The organism is Streptomyces sp. Je 1-79, from assembly GCF_025195125.1.
Taxonomy (GTDB): Bacteria; Actinomycetota; Actinomycetes; order Streptomycetales; family Streptomycetaceae; genus Streptomyces.
This window is the reverse complement of record NZ_JAMGSL010000009.1, coordinates 213,790-225,277: the sequence shown is the minus strand read 5'-3', so window position 1 is coordinate 225,277 and position 11,488 is coordinate 213,790. Positions and strand designations below refer to the sequence as shown.

Below are 11,488 nucleotides of genomic sequence, written 5' to 3'. Positions count from 1 at the left end.
CCCAGGGGTGCGGCACCACACAACTCAACAGTCGTTCGCCGTATGCCGCCCACAGCACCACGGGCCCGTGTCTTCTGTGACCCAGTACGTCGGAGACCAGCGCCAGGGGCACGATTTCGCCCGCGTGGTCACCTCTGCGGGCGATGCTGGAAGGAAACCGTGTGAGCCGGATCTCGGTCCGGGGATTCGCGGTGGCTTCGGCCACTGCGGTCACCACCGTCGGCGCCGTCGTGGGTGTTGCCTCGGGCGACACCCAGCCCTCGGGCGACAACTTCGAGGCCACCGCGGCCGACACCACGCTGCTCGCGGACATTCCCGCGGGCGAGCAGGCCCAGGTACAGGTCTCCTCGCTCTCGGAGCAGGCCGACGTCCAGGCCGCCGCGGCCGACTCGGCCATGAAGAAGTCCGCGGAGGAAGCGGCCCGTATTCAGGCCGCCAAGGACGCCGAGACGAAGAAGAAGGCTGCCGACAAGGCGGAGAAGGAGCGCAAGGAGGCCGCCGAGCGCGCCGAGCGTTCCTCGGTCCGCGACGCGTCGAGCTTCTCGGCCCAGGGTTCCTACTCCATCGCCGAGGTCAAGGCGATCGCCCGGCAGATGATTCCGGCCTCGCAGTTCCAGTGCTTCAGCAACATCGTGGACCACGAGTCCGGCTGGAACTACCGCGCGACCAACCCGTCCTCGGGCGCCTACGGTCTCGTCCAGGCCCTGCCCGGTTCGAAGATGTCGTCGGCCGGCGCCGACTGGCAGACGAACCCGGCAACCCAGATCAAGTGGGGCCTGAACTACATGAACAACCGCTACGACAGCCCCTGCGGCGCGTGGAACTTCTGGCAGGCCAACCGCTGGTACTAGACCGGCGCTCTCAACCCTGCTGAGCCCCTCACCGTCCTACGGTGGGGGGCTCCATGCGTGTAGGTTCGGGCCCACGTGCTCGCGGGGGGAGTGAGCGGGGGGAAGAGGGAAGAGGATGTCGAGACTGCCAGGATGGCTGAGTCGGCTGGGCGACGAGCTGAGCCGCATGGGTGAACGCCTGGACGAACGCCGTGCCCGCGCGGAGCGCGCGCACGACCTGGACGGGGACGCCGCGTCCACCGCCGGCGACGGACCCGGCGCGGGCGGCTCGCCCGACGCGGGACCGGAGCCCGGGAGCGAACCCGCCGCGAGCCGAGGCCCGGAGGGAGCTCCCGAGGGCGCACCCGAGTCGGAGGCCGGCGGACGCGAGGCCATGGCGAAGTCGCCTGCGCCGGAACCGTCCGAGCGGTGGCCGGGGCGCCGGGCGCCGCAGTCGGCCGCCGCGACCGTCTCCGTACCGGCACCGCCCGACTACGCCCCCGCCGTCGCCGCCCGGCCGGACCCGGTCGCCGCGATCCCGTGGGGCATGCGGGTCGCCGCCGAGGCCGGCTGGCGGCTGCTCGTGCTCGCCGGCACCGTCTGGGTGCTGATGAAGGTGATCAGCTCGGTGCAGCTGGTCGTCCTCGCCTTCGTCGCCGCGCTGCTCGTCACCGCGCTGCTCCAGCCCTCGGTGAGGTGGCTGCGCCACGCCGGGCTGCCGCGCGGGCTGGCCACGGCCGTCACCGCCGTCTCCGGCTTCGTGATCATGGGCCTGGTCGGATGGTTCGTGGTCTGGCAGGTCATGGACAACATCGACAACCTCTCGGACCGGGTCCGGGACGGTATCGAGGAGCTCAAGCAGTGGCTCCTCGACAGCCCGTTCCACGTGACCGAGAAGCAGATCAACGACATCGCCCAGAACCTGAGCGACACGGTCGGCGCCAACACCGAGCAGATCACCTCCGCCGGACTCCAGGGCGTGACCGTGGTCGTCGAGGCGCTGACCGGGATACTGCTCGCCATGTTCTCGACCCTCTTCCTCCTGTACGACGGGAAGAAGGTCTGGCAGTGGACGCTGAAGCTGGTGCCCGCCCAGGCGCGGCCCGGTGTCGCCGGCGCGGGGCCCCGGGCCTGGCGGACGCTGACCGCCTATGTGCGGGGCACGGTGATCGTCGCCCTGATCGACGCGGTCTTCATCGGTCTCGGCCTGTACTTCCTCGACGTCCCGATGGCGGTCCCGCTCGCCGTCTTCATCTTCCTCTTCGCCTTCATCCCGCTCGTCGGCGCCGTCATCTCCGGTGCCCTCGCGGTCGTCGTCGCCCTGGTGACCAACGGGGTGTTCACCGCCCTCATGGTCCTGCTCGTGGTGCTGGCCGTGCAGCAGATCGAGGGCCATGTGCTCCAGCCGTTCATCCTGGGCCGCGCGGTACGGGTCCACCCGCTCGCCGTCGTCCTCGCGGTCGCGGCCGGCGGCCTGACCGCCGGCATCGGCGGCGCGGTGGTCGCGGTGCCGCTGGTCGCCGTCACCAACACCGTGGTCGGCTACCTCCGCGCGTACAGCCATGAACAGGCCCTCCTCAGCACCCCGGAACCGCGCGGAGCGACCGCGTTCGCCGTGGCGCCGGTCCAGGCGCCCGGCTCCAGGGACCGGGGCGACGAGTGATCTCCGAGCCGGAGCTGATCGGCGGCGAGGACTTCCCGGCCGCGCAGGTCCTCGACCGGGACTCCCGGGAGTCGCGGGATCCCCGGCAGTCCCGGGAGCCTCTCGAGCCGAGGAGGCCTCGCCCGCGCCGTCCCTGGCTGTGGGCGCTCGGCGGCGCGGTGGTGGCCTCGGCGGTGTGGGCCGGCGGACTCTACGCGTACGAGCGGAGCCGGGACGAGGGCGTCGACCTGCGGGGGTACCGCACGGTGGAGAACCTCTGCGAGAGGGCCGAACTGAAGGCGCTCTCCGTGGTGCTCGGGAAGAAGTCCGTGGACCAGGAGACCCCGACGGAGAAGCACCCCGCCCTTGACCGGGCGGTCTGCTTCGCCACGCTGGGCTCGCCCGAGACGGGCTACAGCGTCCAGGTGGTGTACGAGCTGCACAAGGTGACCGACCCCGGCCCGGAGTTCGAGCCGCTCCTGAGCGTCTGGGCGTCGGATGCGGAGCCGGTCGAGGGACTCGGGGAGCAGGCCTACGTCCACCGTGACGAGGGAGACGGGGGCGCCTGGATCCGTGTTCTCGACGGTCAGGCCGAGCTGGAGATCTCGTTCAGCGACCAGCAGACCTGGTCTCCGGAGAAGGGCCAGGCGGTCACCGAGACCAAGAAGGTCGACCTCTCGGGCATCGAGACCGTGCTCGTCCAGGACCTGACCGCCCTGATGGCGGCGCTGAAGAAGTGACAGGAAGGGCCCCGGGGTGTGCAACCCCGGGGCCCTTTCTGGCAGCGCGTTCGCCCTACTCGGCGATGAGCGCCTCCGCGTCCAGCGTCACGCCGACCGCCTGGATCACCGAGGCGATCTTGACGGCCTCCTGGATCGTCTCGCGGTCGACACCGGCCTTGCGCAGGACCTGCTCGTGCGAGTCCAGGCACTGGCCGCAGCCGTTGATCGCGGAGACGGCCAGCGACCACAGCTCGAAGTCGACCTTCTCGACGCCGGGGTTGCCGATGACGTTCATCCGCAGACCGGCGCGCAGCGTCCCGTACTCCGGGTCCGACAGCAGGTGCCGGGTCCGGTAGAAGACGTTGTTCATGGCCATGATCGCGGCGGCGGACTTGGCCGCCGTGTACGCCTCGGGCTTGAGGTTGGCCTTGGCCTCCGGCTCCAGCTCGGCCAGGACCTTCGGCGAGCGCGAGGCGATCGCGCAGGCGAGGACCGTGCCCCAGAGCTGCTGCTGCGGAAGCTCGCTGTTGCCGATGACCGAGCCGAGGTTCAGCTTCAGGTCCTTGGCGAAGTCCGGTACGGCGGCCTTGAGTTCGTCGAGAGCCATGTCAGATCACTCGCCCGACAGGAGCGCGACCGGGTCGAGGGTGTTCTCGCCCTTGGTCCAGTTGCAGGGGCACAGCTCGTCGGTCTGCAGGGCGTCCAGGACCCGCAGGACCTCCTTGGGGTTACGGCCCACGGAGCCGGCGGTCACCATGGTGAACTGGATCTCGTTGTTCGGGTCCACGATGAAGACGGCGCGCTGGGCGAAGCCGTCCTCGCCCTCGACGCCGCAGTCGCGCATGAGCTCGTGCTTGGAGTCGGCGAGCATCGGGAAGGGCAGGTCACGCAGGTCGGCGTGGTCCTTGCGCCAGGCGTGGTGCACGAACTCGGAGTCGCCGGAGGCGCCGAGGATCTGGGCGTCGCGGTCCGCGAACTCGTCGTTCAGCTTGCCGAAGGCGGCGATCTCGGTCGGGCAGACGAAGGTGAAGTCCTTGGGCCAGAAGAACACCACGCGCCACTTGCCCTCGTAGGACTTGTGGTTGATCTGCTCGAACTCCTTGCCGCTCTCCAGCGACACGCAGGCGGTCAGGTCGTAGGTGGGGAACTGGTCACCGACAGTGAGCACGCGCTCTCCTTGCAAGGGGGAAGGGTCCCTTTTGGGGTCTTCCGTGAGGGGTTGGACGGGCTTCATCCTGGCACGGAGTGCATTGATCAGTGAAATAGCTAGAGTGGGTCGCGTTGATCGAAGGTGGTTATCAGTGATCCCTGTACGACGTGTGAAGCAGCCCAGCCTGTCCCAGCTCAGAGCCTTCGCGGCGGTCGCGGAGCATCTGCACTTCCGGGACGCGGCGGCGGCGATCGGTATGAGCCAGTCGGCGCTTTCCGGCGCGGTCTCGGCCCTCGAAGAGGCACTCGGTGTCCAGCTCCTTGAGCGTACGACGCGCAAGGTGCTGCTCTCGCCCGCGGGTGAGCGGCTCGCGGTGCGGGCCCGGGCCGTCCTGGACGCCGTGTCGGAGCTGATGGAGGAGGCCGAGGCCGCCCAGGCGCCGTTCACCGGAGTGCTGCGGCTCGGCGTGATCCCGACCGTCGCCCCGTATCTGCTGCCCACCGTCCTGAGCCTGGTCCACGAGCGCTATCCCGAGCTCGACCTCCAGGTCCACGAGGAGCAGACCTCCTCGCTCCTGGAGGGGCTCGCGGCCGGGCGGCTCGACCTGCTGCTGCTCGCCGTGCCGCTGGGAGTGCCCGGCGTCACCGAACTCCCGCTCTTCGACGAGGACTTCGTACTCGTCACCCCACAGGGCCATCCGCTGGCCGGACGCGCCGACATTCCGCGCGAGGCCCTGAAGGAGCTCAACCTGCTGCTCCTCGACGAGGGGCACTGCCTGCGCGACCAGGCCCTCGACATCTGCCGGGAGGCCGGACGCACGGAGGGGGCGCCGGTCACCACGACCGCGGCGGGCCTGTCGACGCTGGTGCAGCTGGTGGCGGGCGGGCTCGGCGTGACGCTGCTGCCGCGTACGGCCGTCAGGGTCGAGACCGCGCGCAACGCGGCGCTGTTCACCGGCTGCTTCACCGATCCGGCGCCCTCGCGACAGGTCGCCCTCGCGATGCGCACGGGGGCGGCCCGTCAGGCGGAGTTCGAGGAGCTGGCGGGGGCGCTGCGGGGCGCGATGAGGCGGCTTCCGGTACGCGTGGTGGGCGCCGGTTCCTGAAACCCCCCGGTCTCAGGAACCGGCGCCCGGACGTCGTACACGCCCTCGACGGGCTACTCGGTCCTCAGCCCGTCCGCCCGCATCAGACGCCACAGCACCGGCATGCTCAGCAGCGTCACGGCCGCGATCAGCGCGATCCCGATCCCGGTGACGGGCAGGAAGACCCACCAGTCCAGGACCTGTTGCCCCGTCATCTTCAGCAGGACGACTCCGAGGCCGAGCCCGCCCGCCACGGCGAGGACGAGGCCGAGCACGATCGGCACCGCCGTCTGCCACAGCACCGACCAGCTCAGCGTGGTGCGCCGGGTGCCGAAGGCGACGAGCGAGGACAGCAGCCGCTTGCGGTCCCTGAGCTGTTCGAGCGTCGTCACCAGGAGCGAGGCCGCCACCAGGAGCATCGTGAGGGTGGAGCCGACGAGGATCCCGGTGCGGACGCTGGCGAACTGCGCGTTCCGCTCGGTGGTCTTCAGCGTGCGGACCCACGAGGTCGGGTCGAGGGCCACCGCCGTGTTCCGTACGTACTCGGCGGCGTCAGGCACGGCCGGATCGAGCCGCACCATCGCCAGCGCCGCGGGTTCGTGGAGCCGGGCCGCGTCGATCGCCGACGGGGTGGCGAGGATCCCGAACTCGTACATGCCCGTCGGGTCGGGGCGGGAGTCCACGGTCCGCGCATGGGCGGGGATACGCCACCGGGGGAGCGCGCCCTTGTGCTCCTCGGGGTCCCGCAGGACGACCGTGGCGCCCGCCCTCGCGATCCCGGTGACCCGGCTGTCGGGCGGCCCTCCCTGGGCGCCGTGCGCGAGGGCGATGAAGACGTCGCCGTCCGTGCAGGAGGGCAGACGGGCGAACTCGCGGAGGGAGGCGCAGTCACCGACCTTGACCGAGGTGAGCGGAGCGTACTCCTCGCCCGCCTTCAGGCCGCCGGGGCGCCACGCGTAGGACGTGATCGTGCCGGAGACTCCGCTGACGCCCTTGGTCTTCGAGAAGCGGGCGATCATCTCCCGGGCCTCGTCTCCGCCGCTCGCCTCGGTCTCGGCCACGAGCTGGGCCCGCGTGGAGTCCTCCCCCGTGGCCTGCGCGAAGTCGTTCTCCATGGCCTGGAAGAGCATCTGGAGCGCGATCGCGCCGGCCGCCGCGACGACGATGCCGCTGACGGCACGGGCCGCCGTACCGCTGCTCAGCTGGAGCCTGCGGACGGCCAGTTGCCACGACACAGGACCCCTGTGCAGCCGCTTCACACCGGCTTCGACGAGCCACGGCAGCAGTGTGGTGAGGCCGATCAGGGCGATGGTGACGCCGGTCCCGATCCCCACGGTGTCGACGGCGGTCTGGCCCCGGTCGACCTGCCCGAAGAGCGGGACGAGCAGGGCCACGCCGGCCGCGAGGAGCAGCAGCCGCCACCACAGCCGGCGGCGGCGCGGCGCGGCGGACCGGACGACGCCGAGCGGCTCGATCGCCACGCCGCGCAGTGCGAAGAGCGTGACGACGACCGAGGCGACCGGCACCACGACGAGAACGAGCGCGGCGAGGGCGGGCATCGGTACGACGTCGGACGGGAAGGCGTTGACGTCCCAGATGGTGACGGTACCGGCGAACTGCCGTGCCACGGCGAAGAGTCCGACGCCGACCGCGAGGCCGAGGAGCGCGCCCGCGAGGGACTCGCCGGCCGCGATCCGCCGGGTCGTCGCGGTGTCCGCTCCGACGAGGCGGAGCGCCGCGAGCCGCCGGTCGCGCTGTTCGCCGCCGAACCGGACGGCGGTCGCGATGAAGACGAGCACCGGGAGCAGCAGGACGACGGAGGCGACGAGGACGAGGAGGATCAGGAACGCGTCGAACCGCTCGGCGGGCACCGACCAGCCGTAGCGCGATCCGCGGCCGTCGTAGTTGTCGGTGGTGAGGAAGTCGACGTGAGCGATGTAGCGCAGCTCGGCCGGGCCGATGAGTCCGGCGTCGCCGATCGTCCCCACGGGCTCGTAGGGGAGCCGCTCCTTGAGGAGGGCGCCGTCGGGGGAGTCGAGCAGCTCACGGAGCGCGGGCGAGACCAGCATCTCCCCGCTCGCGGGCAGCTTCGCCACGCCGGGCGGGAGAGGGGTCTCGGTGCCCTCGGGGCGCAGCAGGAGCCCGGTGACGGCGTCGTCCCGGTAGAGCGTCGTCTGTCCGAGGTGGAGGAAGGTGTCGGGGCGGGGGCCGGTCTCCTGCTCGCTGCCGTCGACGGAGCGGGTCGCCTCCCGTACCTCCCGCTGGAAGAGCATGCCGGGAAGTGAGGCGGCGGCGAGCAGCAGTGCCACGCCGAAGCCGACGCCGAGCGCGGTCAGAAGGGTACGGAGCAGGCCCGATCGGCCTCCGGTGACCGCGAACCGGGCGCCGAGCGCCAGATCGCGGGGCCAGTCACGGGGCCTCATACCGCCCACTCCGTGTCGCGCACCGCGCCGTCGCGGACGACGACCTCGCGGTCGGAGTAGGCGGCGACGCGGGCCTCGTGGGTGACGAGGACGACGGCGGCGCCGGTGTCCCGGGCCGCGTCCGTGAGCAGCTCCATCACGCGCTCGCCGTTGAGCGAGTCGAGCGCGCCGGTCGGTTCGTCGGCGAAGAGCACCCGCGGGGCCGTGACCAGCGAGCGGGCCACCGCGACGCGCTGGCCCTGGCCGCCGGATATCTCGCCGGGCCGCTTGCCGGCGATGTCGCCGACCTCCAGTCGCGCGAGCCAGTCCCGCGCCCGGGACTCGGCCTTTCCGCGCCGCTCGCCGTTCAGTCGCAGCGGAAGGGCCACGTTCTCGACGCAGGTCAGTTCCGGCACGAGCTGGCCGAACTGGAAGACGAAGCCGAAGTCGGTGCGGCGCAGCGAGCTGCGTTCGCCGTCCGAGAGGGCGGTGAGCTCGCGCCCGTCGTAGGTGATGGTGCCGTCGTCCGGCCGGACGATTCCGGCGAGGCAGTGCAGGAGCGTGGACTTCCCGGAGCCCGAGGGGCCCATCACGGCGACGACCTCGCCGGCCCTGACGGCGAAATCCGCGCCCGAGAGCGCGGGGGTCGGGCCGTAGGCCTTGGACAGTCCGCTCGCCCGGAGCAGGGGCGTGGTGGTCATCGGCGGATCTCCTCGGCGAGCCGGTCGAGCCGGGCGGCGGCCAGTTCCAGCCATCGCAGATCGGCTTCGAGGTGGAACAGGGCGTGGTCGCAGATCAGCTGGTCGGCGAGATCGCCGCCCTTCTTGCGCCGGGTCAGCTCACGCATCAGCCGCAGGTGCTCGCTCCGCTGCACGTCCACCAGCTCGGCCGCCCCGCGTCCGGTGAGGAGCGCGAGGACGACCTTGGTGTAGAGCGTGGACTGGAGGTACGGCTCCGGCTTCTCGGGCCGGCTCAGCCACTGGTCGACATCGGTGACACCGGCCTCGGTGATGGCGTAGCGCTTGCGCTCGGGGCCGTCGCCGGCCTCGACGCTGTCCACCTCCACCAGGCCGTTCCTGAGCAGCCGGGACATGGTCGAGTAGACCTGCCCGTAGTGCAGCGGCCGGTCGTGGCCGAACTTCTCGTCGAAGGCGCGCTTGAGGTCGTAGCCATGGCGCGGACCGGACTCCAGGAGCCCGAGGAGGGTGTGCCCGATTGACATGCCGCTCACTGTACACCCGGTGTATACGCACGATGTATAGCTGTCTCGAAAGGGTGATGTGACCGGAGCCGCACAACCATCCGGCTCCCAGGAGCGTCGGTTCCACCGGGGCAGGTGCTGATTCTCACGTCCGGAAAAGACCGGATCGAGTGCACTTTGTCAGCATCGGCGGTGTTAGCTTGCTGAGCTGATTCGGAGCGGACACCTGCCCGACACCACGACGAGCGGAGCGACGGAGAACATGGGCCGAGCGGACAAGGGCCAGGGGAAGAAGGGCGGGCGGATACGCCGCCTCTTCACCTGGAAGAAGATCCTGGGCACGTTCTTCGTCGGCTGCCTGCTCCTGATGGGCGCCTTCTACACGGTCTACGTGATGGTCCCCGTACCGGTGGCCAACGCCCAGGCGACCATGCAGAGCAACGTCTACAAGTACGCGGACGGCAAGATCCTCGCCCGCACCGGAGAGATCAACCGCGAGATCGTCGGCCTGGAGAAGATCCCGCTCGAGGTGCAGCACGCCTTCGTCGCCGCCGAGAACAAGACCTTCTACAAGGACAACGGCATCGACATCAAGGGCACCGCGCGCGGCGCCCTGAACACGATCACCGGCAAGGGCAAGCAGGGTGGTTCGACCATCACCCAGCAGTACGTGAAGAACTACTACCTGGACCAGGACCAGACGGTCACCCGCAAGCTCAAGGAAATGGTGATCGCGCTCAAGGTCGACCAGCAGATGCAGAAGCCCGAGATCCTCGCCGGATACATGAACACGAGCTTCTACGGTCGCAGCGCGTACGGCATCCAGGCCGCCTCCCAGTCGTACTACGGCATCGACGCCTCCAAGCTGACCGTCGCCCAGGGCGCCTACCTGGCCTCCCTGCTCCAGGCCCCCAACCAGTACGACTGGACGGCGGCCACGCCGACCGGCCGCAAGCTGGTCGAGGACCGCTGGAACTACACCCTCGACAACATGGTCGAGGAGGGCTGGCTCGACCCGACCAAGCGCGCCACGCTGAAGTTCCCCGCCCCGCAGAAGGAGAAGGCCGCCCCCGGCATGGAGGGGCAGCGGGGCTACCTGGTCGAGGCCGCCAACCAGGAGCTGATGCGCCAGGGCATCAGCGCCGAGGACATCAAGGCCGGCGGCTGGACGATCACCCTCAACATCGACGAGCAGAAGCAGAAGGACCTGGTCAAGGCGGTCGAGCGGCAGCTGGAGGAGAAGCTCGACCGCAAGGGCGACAAGCAGGACGCCACCGTCCAGGCCGGCGCCACCTCCGTCGACCCGAAGACCGGCAAGGTCGTCGCGATGTACGGCGGCATCGGCGCCACCGAGCACTGGACGTCGAACGCCACCCGCCGTGACTACCAGCCCGCCTCGACGTTCAAGCCGATCGTCCTGGCCTCCGCCCTCGACAACGGGGCCAAGACCCAGGACGGCCGGAAGATCGGCCTCGGCACGGTCTACGACGGCACCAGCAAGCGCAAGGTGGTCGGCAGCAGCGTCCCGTTCAGCCCGGAGAACGAGGACAACCGCAGCTACGGCCCGGTCACCGTCCAGAAGGCCACCAACAGCTCGATCAACTCCGTGTACGCGCAGATGATCGTGGACGTCGGCGCGGGCAACACCAAGAAGACCGCCCTCGACCTCGGCATGAAGGACGGCGCGGACTTCGGCGAGACCCCCGCGATGTCGCTCGGCACCATGGGCGCCTCCACCTGGGACATGGCCGGCGTCTACGCCACCCTCGACAACCACGGCGTCAAGGTCACCCCGACGATCGTGAAGTCCGCCGAGCACAAGGACCGCAAGGCCGAGCCGGTGAAGTCGATCGGCGACCGGGTCATCAGCCGCGAGGCCGCCGACACCGTCACCAAGGCGATGACCGGCGTCGTCCGCAGCGGCTCCGGCTTCCGTGCCGCGGGCGACTACGCGGCGGCGGGCAAGACCGGCACCTCGGAGAACAACCGCTCCGCCTGGTTCGTCGGCTACACCCCCGAGCTGGTCACCGCCGTCGGCCTCTTCGGCGAGGACACCAAGGGCAACCAGGTCACCCTGACCGACACGATCAACCCGGGCCGCGCCAACGGTGGCCGGACCCCCGCGCAGATCTGGGGCGACTACACCGAGGCCGCACTCGACGGCGGCTCCGACGCCCGGTTCGACCTGGAGACCGACAGCTCCGGCGACGTGGTGGAGCCGGAGCCGACCCCGTCGCGGAGCGACGAGGCCCCGACCTCCACCCCGCCGCCCGTCACCGACTCCCCGGACCCGACTCCGCCGCCCACCGCGACGGACACCACGCCGCCGCAGCCGACGGACACGATCACGGTGCCCCCGCCGCCCACGTCGACGACGGACCCGACGCCGCCGACGATCGAACCGCCGGCCGACCTCGACGGCGAGAACGCGAACGGACGCCGAGAACGCTGACACGA

At 70.5% G+C, this 11,488-nt stretch carries 10 protein-coding genes; 5 read left to right on the top strand and 5 right to left on the bottom strand.

Features of this window, described 5'->3' with window-relative positions; genetic code table 11:
* Positions 1 to 161: 161 nt before the first annotated feature.
* From M5362_RS20590 to M5362_RS20580, 3 genes are all read left to right on the top strand, one after another.
* On the top strand, positions 162 to 851 hold the full coding sequence (locus M5362_RS20590; protein ID WP_260229120.1) for a lytic transglycosylase domain-containing protein: 690 nt from the start codon (positions 162 to 164) through the stop codon (positions 849 to 851).
* A gap of 115 nt (positions 852 to 966) precedes the next feature.
* On the top strand, positions 967 to 2,493 hold the full coding sequence (locus M5362_RS20585; protein ID WP_260229117.1) for an AI-2E family transporter: 1,527 nt from the start codon (positions 967 to 969) through the stop codon (positions 2,491 to 2,493).
* Complete coding sequence (locus M5362_RS20580) at positions 2,490 to 3,212, top strand: hypothetical protein (protein ID WP_260229115.1); 723 nt, start codon at positions 2,490 to 2,492, stop codon at positions 3,210 to 3,212. Before M5362_RS20585 ends, M5362_RS20580 begins: the two co-directional genes overlap by 4 nt.
* 55 nt (positions 3,213 to 3,267) lie before the next feature.
* On the opposite strand, the gene M5362_RS20575 is transcribed toward M5362_RS20580, so the two are convergent.
* Complete coding sequence (locus tag M5362_RS20575) at positions 3,268 to 3,801, bottom strand: alkyl hydroperoxide reductase (protein ID WP_260229114.1); 534 nt, start codon at positions 3,799 to 3,801, stop codon at positions 3,268 to 3,270.
* 6 nt (positions 3,802 to 3,807) lie between these two features.
* Positions 3,808 to 4,362 carry a peroxiredoxin gene (locus M5362_RS20570; protein ID WP_260229113.1) on the bottom strand — a complete coding sequence of 185 codons (555 nt, stop codon included), beginning with the start codon at positions 4,360 to 4,362 and terminating at the stop codon, positions 3,808 to 3,810.
* 133 nt (positions 4,363 to 4,495) lie between these two features.
* Between M5362_RS20570 and M5362_RS20565 the strand changes: the two genes are divergently transcribed.
* On the top strand, positions 4,496 to 5,449 hold the full coding sequence (locus tag M5362_RS20565; RefSeq protein WP_260229111.1) for a hydrogen peroxide-inducible genes activator: 954 nt from the start codon (positions 4,496 to 4,498) through the stop codon (positions 5,447 to 5,449).
* A 53-nt stretch (positions 5,450 to 5,502) separates the two neighbouring features.
* Here the strand turns inward: M5362_RS20565 and M5362_RS20560 are convergent, their stop codons facing one another.
* From M5362_RS20560 to M5362_RS20550, 3 genes are read right to left on the bottom strand one after another with little or no spacing between them, the layout of a single operon-like run.
* Positions 5,503 to 7,851 (bottom strand): ABC transporter permease, encoded by a 2,349-nt coding sequence (locus M5362_RS20560; protein ID WP_260229110.1) that lies wholly within the window; start codon positions 7,849 to 7,851, stop codon positions 5,503 to 5,505.
* On the bottom strand, positions 7,848 to 8,531 hold the full coding sequence (locus M5362_RS20555; RefSeq protein WP_260229109.1) for an ABC transporter ATP-binding protein: 684 nt from the start codon (positions 8,529 to 8,531) through the stop codon (positions 7,848 to 7,850). The genes M5362_RS20560 and M5362_RS20555 overlap by 4 nt, the downstream gene beginning before the upstream one ends.
* On the bottom strand, positions 8,528 to 9,052 hold the full coding sequence (locus M5362_RS20550) for a PadR family transcriptional regulator (protein ID WP_260229108.1): 525 nt from the start codon (positions 9,050 to 9,052) through the stop codon (positions 8,528 to 8,530). The genes M5362_RS20555 and M5362_RS20550 overlap by 4 nt, the downstream gene beginning before the upstream one ends.
* A 241-nt stretch (positions 9,053 to 9,293) precedes the next feature.
* Between M5362_RS20550 and M5362_RS20545 the strand changes: the two genes are divergently transcribed.
* Positions 9,294 to 11,483, top strand: a complete 2,190-nt coding sequence (locus M5362_RS20545; protein WP_260229107.1) for a transglycosylase domain-containing protein — start codon at positions 9,294 to 9,296, stop codon at positions 11,481 to 11,483.
* Positions 11,484 to 11,488: the final 5 nt, after the last annotated feature.